The sequence below is a fragment of the Streptomyces sp. NPDC058274 genome (assembly GCF_042881375.1).
Classification (GTDB): Bacteria; Actinomycetota; Actinomycetes; order Streptomycetales; family Streptomycetaceae; genus Streptomyces.
The window spans coordinates 57,242-75,457 of sequence record NZ_JBHVXW010000023.1 but is presented as its reverse complement, the minus strand read 5'-3'; the positions used below and the strand labels follow the sequence as shown (position 1 = coordinate 75,457).

The 18,216-nt window shown below is 70.7% G+C and carries 16 protein-coding genes; 7 read left to right on the top strand and 9 right to left on the bottom strand.

Translation table 11 applies throughout. The features are described 5' to 3' along the window. Positions 1 to 9 precede the first annotated feature (9 nt). Both ACFVYF_RS32805 and ACFVYF_RS32800 read right to left on the bottom strand, forming a co-directional pair. Positions 10 to 1,671, bottom strand: coding sequence for a threonine/serine exporter ThrE family protein (locus ACFVYF_RS32805; protein WP_389461294.1), 1,662 nt, complete (start codon positions 1,669 to 1,671; stop codon positions 10 to 12). Positions 1,672 to 1,814: 143 nt separating this feature from the next. Continuing rightward, positions 1,815 to 2,306, bottom strand: a complete 492-nt coding sequence (locus ACFVYF_RS32800) for an inorganic diphosphatase (protein WP_383289767.1) — start codon at positions 2,304 to 2,306, stop codon at positions 1,815 to 1,817. Between the two features lie 79 nt (positions 2,307 to 2,385). Here ACFVYF_RS32800 and dacB point away from each other — a divergent pair, with 79 nt between their 5' ends. The 6 genes from dacB (at position 2,386) to folE (ending at position 10,208) form a co-directional block, all read left to right on the top strand. Beyond that, positions 2,386 to 3,939, top strand: a complete 1,554-nt coding sequence (gene dacB, locus ACFVYF_RS32795; protein ID WP_389461291.1) for a D-alanyl-D-alanine carboxypeptidase/D-alanyl-D-alanine-endopeptidase — start codon at positions 2,386 to 2,388, stop codon at positions 3,937 to 3,939. 131 nt (positions 3,940 to 4,070) lie between these two features. Continuing rightward, positions 4,071 to 5,198, top strand: coding sequence for a zinc-dependent metalloprotease (locus ACFVYF_RS32790; RefSeq protein ID WP_389461289.1), 1,128 nt, complete (start codon positions 4,071 to 4,073; stop codon positions 5,196 to 5,198). Positions 5,199 to 5,391: 193 nt separating this feature from the next. Further along, positions 5,392 to 6,624 (top strand): tRNA lysidine(34) synthetase TilS, encoded by a 1,233-nt coding sequence (tilS, locus tag ACFVYF_RS32785; RefSeq protein ID WP_389461287.1) that lies wholly within the window; start codon positions 5,392 to 5,394, stop codon positions 6,622 to 6,624. A 53-nt stretch (positions 6,625 to 6,677) separates the two neighbouring features. Next, positions 6,678 to 7,238: a hypoxanthine phosphoribosyltransferase gene (hpt, locus tag ACFVYF_RS32780; RefSeq protein WP_383289770.1), complete on the top strand. Its 561-nt coding sequence runs from the start codon at positions 6,678 to 6,680 to the stop codon at positions 7,236 to 7,238. 197 nt (positions 7,239 to 7,435) lie between these two features. Then, positions 7,436 to 9,463 (top strand): ATP-dependent zinc metalloprotease FtsH, encoded by a 2,028-nt coding sequence (gene ftsH / locus ACFVYF_RS32775; RefSeq protein ID WP_389461285.1) that lies wholly within the window; start codon positions 7,436 to 7,438, stop codon positions 9,461 to 9,463. 139 nt (positions 9,464 to 9,602) lie between these two features. Next, positions 9,603 to 10,208: a GTP cyclohydrolase I FolE gene (gene folE / locus ACFVYF_RS32770; protein WP_389461413.1), complete on the top strand. Its 606-nt coding sequence runs from the start codon at positions 9,603 to 9,605 to the stop codon at positions 10,206 to 10,208. 141 nt (positions 10,209 to 10,349) lie between these two features. Here the strand turns inward: folE and ACFVYF_RS32765 are convergent, their stop codons facing one another. From ACFVYF_RS32765 to ACFVYF_RS32740, 6 genes are all read right to left on the bottom strand, one after another. Next, positions 10,350 to 10,835 (bottom strand): DUF3180 domain-containing protein, encoded by a 486-nt coding sequence (locus tag ACFVYF_RS32765; RefSeq protein WP_389461283.1) that lies wholly within the window; start codon positions 10,833 to 10,835, stop codon positions 10,350 to 10,352. Positions 10,836 to 10,881: 46 nt separating this feature from the next. Continuing rightward, positions 10,882 to 11,493 (bottom strand): 2-amino-4-hydroxy-6-hydroxymethyldihydropteridine diphosphokinase, encoded by a 612-nt coding sequence (folK, locus tag ACFVYF_RS32760; RefSeq protein ID WP_389461281.1) that lies wholly within the window; start codon positions 11,491 to 11,493, stop codon positions 10,882 to 10,884. Then, complete coding sequence (folB, locus tag ACFVYF_RS32755; protein ID WP_389461280.1) at positions 11,490 to 11,849, bottom strand: dihydroneopterin aldolase; 360 nt, start codon at positions 11,847 to 11,849, stop codon at positions 11,490 to 11,492. The genes folK and folB overlap by 4 nt, the downstream gene beginning before the upstream one ends. A gap of 236 nt (positions 11,850 to 12,085) precedes the next feature. Continuing rightward, complete coding sequence (locus ACFVYF_RS32750; protein WP_389461278.1) at positions 12,086 to 12,589, bottom strand: nuclear transport factor 2 family protein; 504 nt, start codon at positions 12,587 to 12,589, stop codon at positions 12,086 to 12,088. Continuing rightward, on the bottom strand, positions 12,586 to 13,575 hold the full coding sequence (gene folP, locus ACFVYF_RS32745) for a dihydropteroate synthase (protein WP_389461276.1): 990 nt from the start codon (positions 13,573 to 13,575) through the stop codon (positions 12,586 to 12,588). The genes ACFVYF_RS32750 and folP overlap by 4 nt, the downstream gene beginning before the upstream one ends. A 257-nt stretch (positions 13,576 to 13,832) precedes the next feature. After that, complete coding sequence (locus ACFVYF_RS32740; RefSeq protein WP_389461273.1) at positions 13,833 to 15,638, bottom strand: phosphatidylglycerol lysyltransferase domain-containing protein; 1,806 nt, start codon at positions 15,636 to 15,638, stop codon at positions 13,833 to 13,835. 225 nt (positions 15,639 to 15,863) lie between these two features. On the opposite strand from ACFVYF_RS32740, the gene ACFVYF_RS32735 reads away from it, so the two are divergent. Next, the gene (locus tag ACFVYF_RS32735; RefSeq protein ID WP_389461270.1) at positions 15,864 to 16,991 is read left to right on the top strand and encodes an alpha/beta hydrolase; all 1,128 of its coding nucleotides are present in this window, start codon (positions 15,864 to 15,866) and stop codon (positions 16,989 to 16,991) included. A gap of 31 nt (positions 16,992 to 17,022) precedes the next feature. On the opposite strand, the gene ACFVYF_RS32730 is transcribed toward ACFVYF_RS32735, so the two are convergent. Beyond that, a complete protein-coding gene (locus ACFVYF_RS32730) occupies positions 17,023 to 18,183 on the bottom strand; it encodes an ABC transporter ATP-binding protein (protein WP_389461268.1) in 1,161 nt (386 codons plus the stop codon). Positions 18,184 to 18,216: the final 33 nt, after the last annotated feature.

Genomic DNA, 18,216 nt, shown 5'->3' with positions numbered 1-18,216 from the left:
CCCGTACGCCTAGAAGCCGCGCGTCCGCTTGGCCGCGCGGCGCCCCGCCGCGTTCCCGCCCGGCATCCGCAGGAACAGCCGGGAGATCTCCGAGCCGAGGTTCACGCCGATGGCGATGGCCATCGCGAGGGCGGCCGCCTTGGTGAGGGACACCAAGCCCTTGTCGACGTCGCTCTGGGCGAAGGCCAGCAGGCCGAAGTACGTGGCGGAGCCCGGCAGCAGCGGGCCGATCGCGGCCGTCGTGTACGGCAGCGCCGAGGCGAACCGGTAGCGGGACAGCAGCTGCCCGAACAGGCCCACCAGGCCCGCCGCCACGGCCGTGGAGGCGACCGGTGAGATGTCGCCTGCGTAGTGCATCGCGCCGTACACCGACCAGGCCACGCCTCCGTTGAGGGTCACCGCGAGCACGGTGGACCGTTCCTGCTGGAGCAGGACCGCGAAGGTGAGCGAGAGCAGCATGGACGCGGCGATCTGCAGCAGCGGCCGCTCGGAGAGGCCGAGCGCCTGGTCGGGATTGAGCTCGGCGCCCAGCTTCACGCCGAAGTACAGGACCAGCAGCACGCCGGCCACGATGCCCACGAAGAAGTACATGACCTCCAGCAGGCGAGCGGACGCGGTGATGTAGAAGCCGGTCAGACCGTCCTGGACGCCCGCGACCAGGGCCCGTCCGGGCAGCAGGGCGAAGAGCCCACCGGTGATCACCGCGGACGCCTTCACGCCGCCGCCCGACAGCTGGAGCGCGACCCCGATCGCGGCCGGCGGCATCGCGGCCACCGTGAACTGGTAGAACTCCGGCAGCCCGCGCCCGGCGCACAACCAGGCCAGCCGGTCGCCCAGCATCGCGCCCAGCGCGGCGGCGACGAACACGATGGCGTCACCGCCGACGAGGATCGAGGCCGCACCGGCGAGCAGACCGTTGGAGGCGGTCAGCACCCAGCCGGGGTACGGGTGCCGGTTACGGCGCATCTCGGCGAGGCGCCGGTAGGCCTCCTCCAGGGTGATCGCGGTCTCGGGGTCGCTGAGATCGTCGACGAGCCGGTAGACGGCCGCGAGGCGCGTGTAGTCGGTGCCCCGGCGGCGTACCGTCCGGGAGGCCGTGACCGGGTCCTCCACCAGGGACGGCTGGTGCGAGATCGACAGCAGCGTGAAGGTGACGTTCGGCTCGCAGCGGTCCAGGCCGTACGAGCGGCAGACCGCGAACATCGCGGCCTCCACGTCCTCGGCCCCCTCGCCGCCGGCCAGCAGCAGCTCGCCGATACGCAGCGTCAGGTCCAGCACGCGCGGAACGGCGGGCCCGGACTCGTCGTCCTCCTTGTGCACCAGGTCGGGCGCCGGGCGCTCGGTCACCGGCATGCGCAGCATGGTGCGCATGCGGTCCTGCCAGGGCGCGTCCTTGGTCAGCCGGACCACGGGGATGCCGGTGGCCGGCGTGAAGGCGGGCGGAGCCTGCTTGGCGCTGTAGGTGGCCGGAGTGCTGAAAGCCGAACCCTCGGAGTCGGCCGGTGTGCCCTGGGGGACATCCATACCCCTGGGCAGCGCGAACTCGGATGTCGTGGACGACTCGTCCTCGATCACCGGTGCCTGCGGCGCCACCACACCGGCCGGTTGAGCGAAGGCACTCCTCGCCTCGTCCGACTGCGGCTTGCGGTCTTCCGCCTCCGGTTCCGCCACTCGTTCAGCCTTGCCTTTCGTGCACGTACGTCTCTTGCGTCTTTCCGCGTACCTTCCGTACGGCTCAGTATGCGTACGGATACGCGAACGGGCCGCGCGACCCCATCGAGGTCACACGGCCCGAACGGAGGAGCAGGGGCAGGTCAGTGACCGCCCGACTCCTTGGCGCGCTTGTAGGAACGCTCGATCTCGGCCTCGGCCTCCGTGCGGCCCACCCAGTTGGCGCCCTCGACGGACTTGCCGGGCTCCAGGTCCTTGTAGACCTCGAAGAAGTGCTGGATCTCCAGGCGGTCGAACTCCGACACGTGGTGGATGTCCCGCAGGTGCTCCACACGCGGGTCGTGCGCCGGGACGCACAGCAGCTTGTCGTCGCCGCCGGCCTCGTCCGTCATCCGGAACATGCCGATCGTGCGGCACTGGATGAGGCAGCCGGGGAAGGTCGGCTCGTCCAGGATGACCAGCGCGTCCAGCGGGTCGCCGTCCTCGCCGAGGGTGTTCTCGACGAAGCCGTAGTCGGCCGGGTAGCTGGTCGAAGTGAAGAGTCGACGGTCCAGGCGGATCCGACCGGTCTCGTGGTCCACCTCGTACTTGTTCCGCGAACCCTTCGGAATCTCGATCGTGACGTCGAACTCCACCGGTGGCTCCTCCATGATCAGCACATAGTTCTGGTGATTAAGTGTCCCTCACGCAGGTGTGTGATCGCGAAAGGGGCTGGTGCTCGTGCCGGAGCTGAGGGCTTGGCGGGCCGCGAGACCGCATGTCGCGCGGGTCGCGCGATCGGTGAAACCGCATGTGGCGCGGGTCACCCGAGCGGTCCGGACGCGTCCCGTGACAGTCACAACTCCGCAGCTCACAGCCGTTGCCGCCACCGTGGGCCTGGCGCTCGCCGCCGGGGCGGTGGCCGCCGCCGGCCCCTGGGACTCCTCGGGCCAGCGTACGGCGGAGCGTGACTGGGCCGCATCGCGGGCCGGTGAGGGTGGCGCAGATCACGGACGTAATTCCGGTACGTCGCCGAACGGGCCGCGGCCCGCGCCCAGCGCCGCGTCCGTCCTGGCCGGGCTCGGCGGCGCCGCCGGTTCGGTGCCCCCGCCCGACGAGAAGGCGCTCGGAGACGTACTCGGCCCGCTCCTCAAGGACCCCTCGCTCGGCACCCGGCACACCGCCGTGGTCGTCGACGTCGCCACCGGCAAGCGGCTGTACGGCATGGGCCCCGGCGACCCGCTGACCCCCGCCTCCACCACGAAGATCGCCACGGCCGTCGCCGCGCTCACGGCGCCCGGTGCCGACCACCGCATCACCACCCGCGCGGCCCTGGAGCCCGACACCAAGGAGGTCGTGCTCGTCGGCGGCGGCGACCCGACGCTGACGGCCCACAAGGACGCGAAGGGCTGGGCGAGCCTGGCCGACCTGGCCGACGAGACCGCGGCCGCCCTGAAGAAGCGCGGGACGACCGAGGTGACCCTCTCGTACGACACCTCGCTGTACGCGGGCTCCGGTCAGCCCCCCAGCGGGGTGGAGGGCAACCTCGCCCAGGTCACCGCCCTGATGGTCGACGAAGGCCGGCTCGACGACTCGGCCAGTGGTGCCGCCGGCCGCAGCCCGGACCCCGCGACGGACGCGGCCCGGAAGTTCGGCGACCTGCTGCAGGAGCGGGGCATCAAGACGAGCGCGCCCGGCCCTTCGAAGGCGACGGGCCGCTCCAAGACCCTGGCCGAGGTCCAGTCGCCGCCGATGTCCGCCCTGGTCGAGCGGATGCTGACCAACAGCGACAACGACATCGCCGAGGCCCTGGCCCGGCAGGTCGCCCTCGCCTCGGGCGAAAAGGCGAGCTTCGAGGGCGGCGCGGCCGGGATCCGAACCCAGCTGAAGAAGCTCGGACTCCCGCTGGACGGCGCGGCGTTCGCGGACGGCAGCGGACTGAACCGGGACGACCGGCTCTCGGCCGACCTGCTGACCGCGCTCCTCACCAAGGCCGGCGACCCCGGCCACCCCGAACTGCGTCCCGTCCTCACCGGGCTCCCGGTGGCCGGCTTCACCGGCACCCTCAGCGAGCGCTACGCGGCGGGCGCGGACCGCACCGCCACCGGCGTCGTACGCGCCAAGACCGGCACCCTGACCGGCGTCAACGCGCTGGCCGGCACGGTCGTCGACACCGAAGGGCGGCTCCTGGCCTTCGCGTTCCTCGCCTCCGGCACGACCGACCGCACCACGGCCCAGGCGGCCCTGGACCGCACGGCGGCGGCGCTGGCGGCCTGCGGCTGCCGGTAGCGGTGGCCCGGCCGCGGCCCCGCGCCCCCGCCGCCCCGGGGGCATCAGCGGCACCGCGGGGCCCCCGGGCGGAAGCACACCCGCTGCCGTACCCCTCACCGCACTCGGACGCGCTCACGTACGGTTGACGCATGACGAGCATCGGTGGTGCCGAGATGGTCGACTGGAATCTCGCGGTGGCGACCGCGACCCGGCTGGTACGGCCGGGCCCCGAGGTGAGTCGCGACGAGGCGCGGGCCGTCGTCGCGGAGCTGCGCCGGCACGCGAAAGCCTCGGAGGAACACGTCCGGGGCTTTACTCGTATGGGTGAGGACGGAGTGCACGACACCCCCGTACTCGTCGTCGACCGCCCCGGCTGGGTCCGGGCGAACGTCGCCGGGTTCCGGGAGCTCCTGAAGCCTCTTTTGGACAAGATGCAGGAGCGGCGCGGCAGCACTCCCGGCGGAGCCGTGTTCGGCGCCGTCGGCGGCAAGGTCACCGGCGTCGAGCTGGGCATGCTGCTGTCGTTCCTGTCGTCGAGGGTCCTCGGGCAGTACGAGACCTTCGCCCCCGCGACCAGGGAGCTGCCCGCCGGGGAGAACGGCGGCGGCAGGCTCCTCCTCGTCGCGCCGAACATCGTGCACGTGGAGCGCGAACTCGACGTGGAACCGCACGACTTCCGCCTCTGGGTCTGCCTGCACGAGGAGACGCACCGCACGCAGTTCACGGCGGTGCCCTGGCTGCGCGACCACCTCGAGGGCGAAATCCAGTCTTTCTTGGGAGAGACCGAGGTCGACCCCATGACCGTCCTCGAGCGGGTCAGGGAAGCCGCCCAGTCCTTCGCGGGCGGGCGCCCCGAGGGCGAGGAGGACGAGGACGGCGGACGCTCCCTGGTGGAGCTGGTGCAGACACCGGCCCAGCGCGAGATCCTCGCCCGCCTCACCGCGGTGATGTCGCTGCTCGAAGGGCACGCCGACTTCGTCATGGACGGCGTCGGTCCCTCCGTCGTCCCGTCCGTCGGCGAGATCCGCGAGAAGTTCCAGCAACGCCGCGCCAAGGGTGCCTCCCGCCTGGACCTGGCGCTGCGCAAGCTGCTGGGCCTGGACGCCAAGCTCCGGCAGTACCGGGACGGCGAGCGCTTCGTGAGCGGGGTCGTCGAGCAGGTCGGCATGGACGGCTTCAACCGGGTGTGGACCTCCCCGAACACTCTCCCGACCAAGGCGGAGATCGCCAAACCGGCGGACTGGGTCGCGCGGGTGCACCGCAAGCCGGAGTCGTGAACCTTACGGAAGGGTCGTGAAACGAATCCGGCCGACGGCAGGTGAACGCCCCTCCAATCACCCGTCCGAGGGACCGTGAGCGATGGGTAGGCGTGCAATGCTCGGGGAACGGCCCGGTTCTGTCACCATCTACACACTCTGAGTGACCGATCCCGGGGCTCACCCCCCGAAAACTTCATGAAGGGAACCGGACATGGGTCCCCATCCTGCGGTCGCGGCGATACGCCTGGCGGTTCGCCGCGTACTCCACGACATCCTGACCGAGCACACCCCCGCCCCCGGCACCGCGCGCCTGCCCGCTCCCGGCGCGGCGCTCATGCCTGCCCTCGACACCGGACGCGCCGTCGCTTCCGACAGCGGACGCGCCGTCGCTCCCGACGCCGGGCGTGCCCAAGTCCCGCACGCCGGGCGCACAGCCGTCCCCGGCAGCGAGCGCGTGCCCGCCCCCGCCTCCCGCCGTACGTCCTCCGACGCCTCGGTGGACGCCCCGCACGAGCAGCCGTCGAAGCCGCTCGTGCTCGTCGCGTGCTCCGGCGGCGCCGACTCCATGGCGCTCGCCTCCGCCCTCGCCTTCGAAGCCCCCAAACTCGGCATCCGCGCCGGCGGCATCACGGTCGACCACGGTCTGCAGCCCGGCTCCGATCTGCGCGCCGACGAGGTCGTGCTGCGCCTCACCGAGCTGGGACTGGCCCCCGCCGAGTCCATCGCCGTCACCGTCGGCCGCGACGGCGGGCCCGAGGCCGCCGCCCGCGACGCCCGGTACGCCGCCCTGGACGCCGCAGCGGAGCGCCACGGAGCCGTCGCGATCCTGCTCGGCCACACCCGCGACGACCAGGCGGAGACCGTCCTGCTCGGCCTCGCCCGCGGCTCCGGCATCCGCTCCCTGTCCGGGATGGCGGCTGTTTCCGGTGGCCCGGGGGCCGCCCGCCGCTACCGGCGCCCGTTCCTGCACCTGGACCGGCAGACCGCCCGCAAGGCGTGCATGGCCCAGTCGCTGCCCGTCTGGGACGACCCGCACAACGCCGACCCGGCCTACACCCGCTCCCGGCTGCGCCACGAGGGCCTGCCCGCGCTGGAGAAGGCGCTCGGCAAGGGCGTCGTCGAGGCCCTCGCCCGTACGGCCCAGCTCTCCCGCGACGACGCCGACGCCCTCGACGCCTGGGCCCGGCAGGCCGAGGCCTCCGTACGAGACGCGTCGGGCCTCCTGGAGTGCGCCAAGCTCTACGCCCTGCCGCCCGCCGTGCGCCGCCGCATCCTGCGCCGCGCCGCCATCGAGGCAGGCGCCCCGGCCGGTTCGCTGTTCGCCCGTCACATCGAGGAGATCGACCGGCTGATCACCGGCTGGCGCGGCCAGGGAGCCATCAATCTCCCGGGCAAGGTCGTCGCTCAGCGGCAGGGTGGCAGACTGGTGATTCGGCAAGGCTGAATCCCACCCCCCTCCGGGGAGGGGTCGGGCAGCCGGTGGGACGACCGAAAGTGATGCGGGTGGACGCGAAAGACATGGGCACCGACCTTCAGTCGGTGCTCATCACCAAGGAAGAGATCGACGCGAAGCTGGGCGAGCTGGCCGCGAAGATCGACGCGGAGTACGCGGGCAAGGATCTGCTGATCGTCGGAGTCCTCAAGGGCGCGGTGATGGTCATGGCGGACCTGGCGCGGGCCCTGTCCACCCCCGTCACCATGGACTGGATGGCCGTGTCCTCGTACGGCGCGGGTACGCAGTCCTCCGGTGTGGTGCGGATCCTCAAGGACCTCGACACCGACATCAAGGGCAAGCACGTTCTCATCGTCGAGGACATCATCGACTCGGGACTGACCCTGTCCTGGCTGATCTCCAACCTCGGCTCCCGCGAGCCGGCCTCCCTCAAGGTGTGCACGCTGCTGCGCAAGCCTGAGGCGGCCAAGGTCGCGATCGACGTGGAGTGGGTCGGCTTCGACATCCCGAACGAGTTCGTGATCGGCTACGGCCTCGACTACGCCGAGAAGTACCGCAATCTCCCGTTCGTGGGTACGCTCGCGCCCCACGTCTACGGCGGCTGAACCGCAGGGCCCCGGTCCTCGTAAGAAGATCGGGAACCCCAGCGGCGTTCGCGCCGTTGGAGCATGCGTAGACGGGTTGTCGGCCGTCCCCTGCGGCTTCGGGTGACAATGCTGGGGTACCGTCCGAAGAACAGCCTTTATAAGTCTTTATCAAACTCACTATGGCAGGAGGGACGGGGCGGCTCCGCTCCGTATGGATGGACGTGAAGCGATACTTCCGTGGGCCGGTCATGTGGATCGTGCTGGCCGTCCTTGCCGTGGTCGTGTTGATGCAGGTCGTCGGCTCGTCCGGCGGCTACAAGACAGTGGACACCGGCCAGGTCGTCCAGGCGATCAATGAGAACAAGGTCGAGTCGGCCAAGATCACCACTGGCGACGAGCAGATCATCAAGGCCTCTCTCAAGGATGGCGAGAAGGTCCAAGGCAGCTCGAAGATCCAGGCGAGCTACATCGGTGACCAGGGTGTGAATCTCGCCAGCACCCTGCAGAACAAGTTCGAGAGCAAGCAGATCCCCGACGGCTACACCGTCTCGCCGTCCAAGCAGAACCCGTTCGTCGGGATCCTGCTGTCTCTGCTGCCCTTCGTCCTCATCGTCGTCGTTTTCCTGTTCCTGATGAACCAGATGCAGGGCGGCGGCTCCCGGGTCATGAACTTCGGGAAGTCCAAGGCGAAGCTCATCACCAAGGACACCCCGAAGACGACGTTCGCGGACGTCGCGGGTTCGGACGAGGCGGTCGAGGAGCTCCACGAGATCAAGGAGTTCCTCCAGGAGCCCGCGAAGTTCCAGGCCGTCGGGGCGAAGATCCCCAAGGGCGTGCTTCTGTACGGGCCTCCTGGAACCGGTAAGACGCTGCTCGCGCGAGCTGTCGCGGGCGAGGCGGGCGTCCCCTTCTACTCGATCTCCGGTTCCGACTTCGTCGAGATGTTCGTCGGTGTCGGTGCCTCCCGAGTGCGTGACCTCTTCGAGCAGGCCAAGGCGAACGCCCCGGCGATCGTCTTCGTCGACGAGATCGACGCGGTCGGCCGCCATCGCGGCGCCGGCCTCGGCGGCGGTCACGACGAGCGCGAGCAGACGCTGAACCAGCTGCTCGTCGAGATGGACGGCTTCGACGTGAAGGGCGGCGTCATCCTGATCGCCGCCACGAACCGGCCCGACATCCTCGACCCGGCCCTCCTGCGCCCCGGCCGCTTCGACCGCCAGATCGCGGTCGACCGCCCGGACATGCAGGGCCGTCTGGAGATCCTCAAGGTCCACCAGAAGGGCAAGCCGGTCGCCCCCGGCGTCGACCTCGGTGCGGTCGCCCGGCGTACCCCGGGCTTCACCGGCGCGGACCTGTCGAACGTGCTGAACGAAGCTGCGCTGCTCACCGCGCGCAACAACGGGAAGCTCATCGACAACGACATGCTCGACGAGGCGATCGACCGTGTGGTCGCGGGCCCGCAGAAGCGGACCCGGATCATGTCGGACAAGGAGAAGAAGATCACCGCGTATCACGAGGGCGGCCACGCCCTGGTCGCGGCGGCATCTCCGAACTCCGACCCGGTCCACAAGATCACGATCCTGTCGCGTGGCCGTGCCCTCGGCTACACGATGGTCCTGCCGGACGAGGACAGGTACTCCACGACCCGCAACGAGATGCTCGACCAGCTGGCATACATGCTGGGCGGGCGCGCGGCCGAGGAGCTCGTCTTCCACGACCCGACCACCGGTGCTGCGAACGACATCGAGAAGGCCACCGCAACGGCCCGCGCGATGGTCACGCAGTACGGCATGACCGAGCGTCTCGGCGCGATCAAGTTCGGCGGCGACAACACCGAGCCCTTCCTGGGCCGGGAGATGTCGCACCCGCGCGACTACTCGGAAGAGGTCGCCGCGCTCGTCGACGAAGAGGTCAAGAAGCTCATCGAGAACGCGCACAACGAGGCCTGGGAAATCCTGGTCGAGAACCGCGACGTCCTCGACGCACTGGTGCTCCAGCTGCTGGAGAAGGAGACGCTGAGCAAGGAGCAGATCGCCGAGGTCTTCGCTCCCATCGTCAAGCGCCCGGCCCGCCCCGCGTGGACCGGTTCCTCCCGTCGCGCCCCATCCACCCGTCCGCCGGTGCTCTCCCCCAAGGAGCTCTCACTGACGAACGGGGCGAACGGCGCGGCGCCGGCCATCGCCACCGCGACGGAGTCCGTCCCGGCGACGGAGCCGGCCCCGGAGGACCGCACCGAGAGCTGATCGGCTCCCGGTGCCTTCACCAGGCCCGGAATGGATGCCGCGCCCCTCAGGTTCTAGCCTGGGGGGCGCGGCGTTTTTGTATGTCCGCATGTTCGACGCGCTGACCCCTAGGCGCGAGAGGCACAGGAACGAGGATCAGATGACCGACCGCGTGACGCTGGACAGCGAGGGCACGATCGGCGAGTTCGACGAGAAGCGAGCCGAGGACGCCATTCGCGAGCTGCTCATCGCAGTCGGCGAGGACCCGGAGCGCGAGGGCCTGCGGGAGACGCCGGGGCGGGTGGCGCGGGCGTACAAGGAGCTGTTCGCGGGCCTGCGGCAACAGCCTGAGGACGTCCTGACGACGACGTTCGACCTGGGGCACGACGAGATGGTCCTGGTGAAGGACATCGAAATTGTGTCTTTGTGCGAACATCATCTTCTGCCGTTCCATGGCGTGGCGCATGTCGGGTACATCCCGGCCGAGAGCGGCAAGATCACGGGGCTTTCGAAGCTGGCTCGTCTTGTCGAGGTCTTCGCCCGGCGGCCCCAGGTGCAGGAACGGCTGACCACGCAGGTCGCCGACTCGCTGATGCGGATTCTTGAGGCGCGTGGCGCCATTGTCGTCATTGAGGCCGAGCACATGTGCATGTCGGTGCGAGGCATCCGCAAGCCTGGTGCGAAGACCACGACATCGGCGGTGCGCGGGCAGCTTCGGGACGCCACGACCCGCGCTGAGGCAATGAGCCTGATAATGGCGCGCTGACCGGATTACCGGTGGCCCAGCACGTGCGGCAGCGCACCGTCAAGGGCAAGCCGCTCACCCTCGGCAGCTACCGCCTCGACCCCCACCCCGGGCTTCCTGGTGAACGGTCACCTCGCCCGGCAGGCCTGGTAACCCCTGTCCCTATACGGCCGAGGCCGTGCCGCTGTTCTCGTCGTCGTCCTCCGGGAGCTTGCAGACGCGCTCCAGGAAGAAGGCGGCCGCTATGACAGCGATGCCGGCCACGACCGAGAAACCGGCGTAGATCGCCTGGTCGCGGCGGGACGGGATCTCCAGCGATTCGAGCAGGAAGGCGCCCGTGCCGCCGTACATACCGGCGACCAGGGCGGCGACCAGGGCGCTCGCCTGGCCGAAGACGACGGCGCGGGCCGCCATCAGCGGGTCGACGCCCTTGGCGCCTGGGCGGCGCTCGCGCTGGGCCTTGAGGCGAGCACGCAGCGAGAGCGCCGTGGCCAGCAGGACTACGGCGATCAGGGCCAGGACGATGGGGGCGGCCAGGGGGACCCGGGGGAGTGTGCCCACCGCGTTCCACAGGCGGGCGCCCGCCCAGGACAGGACGCCGGCCACGACGAACACGGCGGCCAGCATCCTGATGCGCAGCTCTTTCACATTGCCCCTTCGGTAAGCCGGCCTCTGGTCGTCTTGACCTTAACGACTACTCGGGCAGCCGGAGTTCCAGATCGGCGCGGGGCGCGACACCGTCCTGGGTGACGGAGCCGAGAAGCTGGGCCACCGGGCCGCGGCCGGGCAGCTGCGCCTCGGGGTCCACGTCGTGCCAGGGGGCGAGGACGAAGGCCCGCTCGTGGGCGCGCGGGTGAGGGAGCGTCAGCACCGGGTCGTCCGAGACGACATCGGCGTACGTCACGATGTCCACATCGATCGTGCGCGGGCCCCAGCGCTCGTCGCGTACGCGGTTGAAGGCCTCCTCGACCGCGTGCGCGCGCTCCAGGAGCGAGGAGGGAGGCAGGGTGGTCTTGAGGACGACGACCGCGTTGTAGTAGGTCGGCTGGCTGTTCGGTTCCACTCCCCAGGGCTCGGTCTCGTAGACGGGGGAGACCGCTTTGACGCGGACGCCCGGGGTGTCCTCCAGGGCGTCGATGGCGCCCTGGAGGGTCTCCAGGCGATTGCCCAGGTTCGAGCCGAGGGAGATCACCGCTCGCTTGGGGTTGTGCAGGGTCGTGTCGGCGGCGTCCACCCGCTCGACCACGGACGAGGGCACCGGCTGTACGGTCGGGTCGCTCTGACCCCCGGTGAAGAAGGCGGTCATACTCGGCTCCGGGTGATGGTGACGGTCACGTCGTCGAAGGGGACCGTGATCGGCGCGTCCGGTTTGTGGACGCAGACCTCGACCTCCTGGACGCCTTCGTGCTTCAGGCATGCCTGGGCGATGCGCTCGGCGAGCGTCTCGATGAGATCGACGGGCTCGCCCTGGACCACGGCCACGACCTCCTCGGCCACGATGCCGTAGTGCACGGTCTTCGTCAGGTCGTCGTCGGCCGCGGCCGGTCGGGTGTCCAGGCCCAGCGTCAGGTCCACGATGAAGGTCTGGCCCTCTTCGCGCTCCCTGGGGAAGACGCCGTGGTTCCCACGGGCCTTGAGGCCGCGCAGCGCGACACGATCCACGCGAATCACTCCTGCAATCGTCGGTAGCGGCGGGTGGTCACCGAGTGCGGTCGGCGCACCAGCCTCGAACGAATCTACCTGCGAGCACTGACAGTGCCGGGCCGCGGGGGCAGCCGCCCGCACGAGGGCGGCAGGCTTCATCGGGCGTTTCCCTTGGGGAACACGAGGGCTCACGGGTTGGTAGCCGCCCCTACCCAGGGGTCCGTGATTCCAACCACTCCCCGGCGCCGGCCCACTCAACCGGGTGTGTCGTCCCCGTCGTCGTCACCGGACTCGGCGAGGACGGGTGAGGCGTGGTGCGACCAGAGCTTCCAGCCGTCGGGTGTGCGATGGAACACATTCGTGGCGACGACCAGCTGGCCGACGAGCGGACCGAGTTCGTCGCTGTCGTCCGGCGGGGGGCCGCCGCTGAGGATGTTCTCGGTACAGGTCACCAGGGCCGTGTCGCCGGTGACGGAGACGTGCACGTCGGTGAGGAAGAACTGGATGTACTCGGTGTTCGCCATGATCAGCGCGTACGACCTGAGGACCTCGCCGCGGCCGAAGAGTACGGGCCAGCCGGGGTGGACGCAGGAGATCACGGCGGCGTCCGCCGGGTCGTGGACGTCCTCGTCGTGGCCGAGGTCGGCCGGCGTGAGCCAGAGCGACGACAGGGCGTCGAAGTCGCCCCGCTCCAGCGCTTCGTAGAAAGCGGTGTTGGCGAGTTCCACCTGCTCGACGTCGGTATGGGGAGCGCTCACCGGTCTCCTTCTCCGCCCCGCTCGTGCGGGCCGGCGGGCTGGGCGCTGAGGCCGGTGCCCGCGTCGGCGGCTCCGGTCGCCGCCGCGCGCGCCCGTGCGTCCGTTGCCGGGGCTCCGGTGCCCTCGGCCCGGGCTCCTTCGACCGCGCGGGCCACCCGGACCGCGTCGGCCGTGGCCCGCACTTCGTGGACGCGGACGGCCCACGCGCCCTGCTGGGCGGCGAGCGCGGAGACGGCGGCGGTGGCGGCGTCGCGCTCACGGGCGGGCGGCGGGGCGCCCTCGGGGCCCGCCAGCACCCGGCCGAGAAAACGCTTGCGGGAGGCTGCGACGAGCAGCGGGTGGCCCAGCGCGCGCAGGCGGTCGAGGTGGGCCAGCAGGGTCAGGTCGTGGCCGGCCTCCTTGGAGAAGCCGAGACCGGGGTCGACGACGATCCGGTCGGGGGCGATGCCGCCCGCCAGAACGGCCTCCACGCGTGCGTGCAGTTCGTCGACGACTTCGGAGACGACGTCCTCGTACGTCCCCCGGACGTTGCCGCCCGACAGGAAGCCGCGCCAGTGCATGACCACGAAGGGGGCGCCGGCGGCCGCCACGACCGGGATCATCGCGGGGTCGGCGAGGCCGCCGCTGACGTCGTTCACCAGGGCGGCTCCGGCGGCGAGTGCCCGCTCGGCGACGGAGGCCCGCATGGTGTCCACGGAGACGGTGACGCCTTCGGAGGCGAGTCCGCGGACCACGGGGATGACGCGCCGCAGCTCCTCCGCCTCGTCGACGCGGGTCGCGCCGGGGCGGGTCGACTCACCGCCGACGTCGACGAGGTCCGCGCCTTCGGTGACCAGGTCGAGGCCGTGCTTGACGGCGGCCGTCGTGTCGAACCAGTGGCCGCCGTCCGAGAAGGAATCGGGCGTCACATTGACGACTCCCATGACCGCGCAGCGGTCCCATGTCGGCAGCCCCGCCACTTGGCCGCGCCCGCTCTTCGTGCTCATACGCCCAGCCTAGGCCTCTGGTGGGTGCGGCCGGTCGCCCAGACCGTACGGGTGTGCGCCCCGGGGCGCCGGCAGCCCTTTCCGCGCGCGGTTCGAGCGGCGCCCGGCGGGCTCCTTCCGTGTGCGGCCTGAGCGATGCCCGGCGGGCTCCTTCCCCGCGCGGCCTGAGTGACGCCCACGGGGTCCTTCCCCGTGCGGCCTGAGCGAGACCCCCGGGGCTGGGGCGGGGAGTTCTCGCTCAGGCCTGTTCACGGGGGCTAGGCCGCTCTGACGCCCCGTTCCGCCGTCGCGTGCGTGCACGGGCGGGGTGCCGGGGGCCGGCGGCGCAGCAGCCGGGGCAGGGCGAGGTTCACGAACCCCTCGGCCTGCATGGCGGCCAGACCGATGCGCGGCAGGTCGCGGGAGGAGCGGTAGACGACGAAACGGGGCTCCCACCGGGGGCGGAACTTCGCGTTGAACTTGTACAGGGACTCGATCTGGAACCAGCGGGAGAGGAAGACCAGCAGCCCGCGCCAGGCACGCAGCACCGGGCCCGCACCGATCTTCTCGCCGCGGGCCAGGGCCGAGCGGAACATCGCGAAGTTGAGGGACACCTGGGCCACGCCCAGCCGGGGCGCCGCCTGGAGGGCGGCCACGATGAGGAGTTCGTTCATCCCGGGATCCGCCGCACGGTCGCGCCGCATGAGGTCGAGGGAGACCCCGTCGGTACCCCACGGGACGAAGTGGAGGACGGCCTTCAAATCGCCGTACGGGCCGGGCTCGGCGTCCGCCTTGTGGGCGGTGGCGATCAGGCAGTCGCCGTCCGAGGGGTCGCCGATGCGGCCGAGCGCCATGGAGAAGCCGCGTTCGGTGTCCGTGCCCCGCCAGTCCTCCGCTGCCCGCCGTATCCGGTCGAGCTCGCCCTCGCCCAGGTCACGGATGCGCCGTACCCGGGTCTCGTAACCAGCCCTCTCGATGCGTTTCACCATCTGGCGCACGTTCCGCATCGCGCGCCCGGCCAGGGAGAAATCCGCGACGTCCACCACCGCCTCGTCGCCCAGTTCGAGGGCGTCGAGGCCGGTCTCACGGGTCCACACCTCGCCGCCCGTCTCGGAGCAGCCCATGACGGCGGGCGTCCAGGAGTGCGCCTTGGCCTCGTCCATGAAGCGCTCGATGGCTCCGGGCCAGGCCTCGACATCGCCGATGGGGTCGCCGCTGGCGAGCATCACACCGGAGACGACGCGGTAGGTGACGGCCGCCTTGCCGCTGGGGGAGAAGACGACGGCCTTGTCGCGGCGGAGCGCGAAGTGGCCGAGCGAGTCGCGGCCGCCGTGCTTGTCCAGCAGGGCGCGCAGCCGGGCCTCGTCGTCCTGGGTGAGGCGCGCGGCCGGATGTTCGGGCCGGAACGCCAGGTAGATCGTGGTGACGGCGGTCAGCAGGCCGAGCGCGCCGAGCGAGCAGGCGACCGTCCAGGAGGTGGGTCCGGCGTAGTCGACGGGGCCCTCGAAGCCGCACAGGCCGTACAGGACGTGCTCGATGCGGTCGGACAGGCTCGGGTCGCCGAGCATCCGGTCCGAGTGGACGCTGACGATGACCAGCCCGAGGATCAGGGAACCCGCCCCCATGAGGACGAAGTTGGTCAGCGCGCGCCAGCGGCTGCGCGGGTCGGGCAGCGCCTCGAACTCGTGCCGGTGCCGCAGCAGGGGCGCGAGCAGAGCCAGCGAGATGACCACGCCGATGAGCGAATGGCGGTACGCGAACTGGGCCACGGCGCCGGCCGGCAGGAGGACGACGGCCGCGCGCCACGCCCGGCGCTTGTGACGGCGCAATCCGTGCGCGAGGAGGAGCAGCAGCACACCGGTGCTGAGTGACAGCGCGGCGGCGAACGGGCCGAGCGCGCCGGGCAGTACCTCGGCGAGGGTGTGCATACGGCTGTGCCGGAAACGCGGGAAGACGCCCGCGGCGATGTCCAGGAGACCTACGAGCGTGCAGGCCCTGGCGACCAGGGCGGGGACGGCCTCGGGGCGCGGGCCACGGAGTATGCGCCGTGGCCGGGTTGATCGACTCGGAACCTCGCCCGACATTTCCCCATCTATCCTGACAGACATCGCATCCCGTAGTTCTGCGAGAGACCTTGAATCCGGTGCCAATCCGGCATCCGGCGACATTGCGCCCTCTAGGACGGTGTCTCGGGGAGACAGGTTCACTCCCTTCGGGAAAGCCGTTTCAAAAGGCAAGGAAAGTCCGGGGCAAGCATTCGCGAAGGAGCGGCGCAAGCCCAGGTCGGAAAGCGCAGGCAGGAAGAGCCCATGGGTCTCACGAGCAACAAGGTGCTGGTGCTGGCGGTGTTGTCCGCCGTGCTGCTGTTCGTCGGCACGGTGTGGTGGTGGCCCCGGCTGGCAGGGCGCACCTGGCGGGCGGTCGGCGGCCGGGTCGGAGTGCTGCTGGCCACCCAGGTGGCGGTCTTCGCCTCGATCGGGCTCTCCGCCAACCAGGCCTTCGGGTTCTACGCCAGCTGGGCGGATCTGTTCGGCCAGGAGAGCGGTCAGGGCGTGGTCGTCGACCACAACACCGGTGGCGCGGGCGGCGGTCCGCTCCAGGTGGTCGACACCCAGCAGGTGAACGTGTCGGGGGGCGCCCGCCCGCAGATCGGCGGCCAGGTCCAGAAGGTCGACATCGTCGGCCGTACGACACACATCGCCACGCCCGCGTACGTGTATCTGCCCCCGGAGTACTTCCAGCCGCAGTACCGCACCCGTACGTTCCCGGCCGCCGCGGTTCTCACCGGCTATCCGGGCACCGCGGAGGCGCTCATCAAGGGCCTGCACTATCCGCAGACGGCGCACGAGATGGCCAAGAACGGCAAGATGCAGCCGATGATCCTGGTCATGCTGCGGCCGACCGTGGCGCCGCCGCGGGACACCGAGTGCGTGAACGTCCCGGGCGGCCCGCAGGCCGAGTCGTTCTTCGCCAAGGACCTCCCCGACGCCGTATCGGCCCACTACAGGGTGGGCAGAAAACCGGGGAGCTGGGGGATCATCGGGGACTCGACGGGCGGTTACTGCGCGCTGAAGCTCGCCGTCCACCACCCGGAGACGTACGCCGCGGGAGCGGGTCTCTCGCCGTACTACAAGGCGCCGATCGACCCCACGACGGGCGATCTCTTCCGCGGGGACAAGGCACTGCAGAACAGCGCCGACCTGTGGTGGTACCTCAAGAACCGGCCCGCGCCCGACACCTCACTGCTCGTCACCAGCAGCAAGGCGGGCGAGGCCAACTACCACGACACCCTGAAGTTCATAGAGCTGGTGAAGTCGAAGAAGCCGACCCGGATCTCGTCGATCATCCTGGACAGCGGCGGGCACAACTTCAACACCTGGCGGCGCGAGATCCCGGCGACGCTGCAGTGGATCAGCGGACGGCTGAGCGACCGCTGAACGCGGGTGGCCCGGGGGCCCGGAGGGCTCGTCAGCGGCCGCCGGCCACCTTGTCCACGGTCTCCAGTTCGACGTCCGCGCGGGCGATGTCCTGGGCGTCCGCGGCCGTCGAGCGGCGCAGCGCCTCGTGCAGCCGGGCCGGCGTGAGGACGCCCAGGAAGCGGCCTTCGCTGTTCTCGTCGATGACGGCGATCCAGCCCGCGTCGTGCTGGAGCATCGTCGCGAACGCCTGCTTCAGGGACGCGCCCACCGGCAGCCACGCCTCCATGCGGCGGACGTGCTCGCGGACCGTACCGGTGCGCACGCGCGCGTGGTCCGCGGAGATCCAGCCGTGCAGATCGTCGTTGGCGTCCAGGACGACCGCCCAGGGCGCGTCGAGCTTCGTGGGCAGCGGGTCCTCGAGGCGCACCACGGGAGGCTGTTCGAGGTCGCTCTCCTCGATCGGTGTCACGGACAGCCGTTTCAGGCCACGGTCCGCGCCGACGAAGTCGGCCACGTAGCCGGTCGCGGGAGTGCCGAGGACGGCCGACGGGGTGTCGAACTGCTCGATGCGGCCGGCGCCGTAGACGGCGATGCGGTCCCCGAGGCGGACGGCCTCCTCGATGTCGTGCGTGACGAACAGCACGGTCTTGCGCATCGACTGCTGAAGCCTGAGGAACTCGTTCTGCAGGTGCTCGCGCACCACCGGGTCGACCGCGCCGAACGGCTCGTCCATGAGGAGCACGGGCGGGTCGGCGGCCAGGGCGCGGGCCACGCCGACGCGCTGGCGCTGACCGCCGGAGAGCTGCTCGGGGTAGCGGTCGCCGTAGACCGAGGGGTCGAGGCCGACCAGGTCGAGGAGTTCGGCGGCGCGCTCGCGGGCCTTCGCGCGCTTGACGCCGAGGAGGTGCGGGACGGTCGCGGTGTTGTCGAGGACCGTCTTGTGCGGGAAGAGGCCGACCTGCTGGATGACGTAGCCGATACGACGGCGCAACTCCACCGGGTCGATGGCCGATATGTCGTCTCCGTCCACGAATATCCGGCCGCTCGACGGTTCGATGAGCCGGTTCACCATCTTCATCGTGGTCGTCTTGCCACAGCCCGAGGGGCCGACCAGCGTGACCAGCTCACCGTCGGCGACCTCGAAGGACAGGTCGTCCACGGCGGTGGTGCCGTCCGCGTAGCGCTTGGTGACGTTCTCGAACCGGATCATGGCTCCCCATTGTGGCCGTAAGCAGCGGTGTGT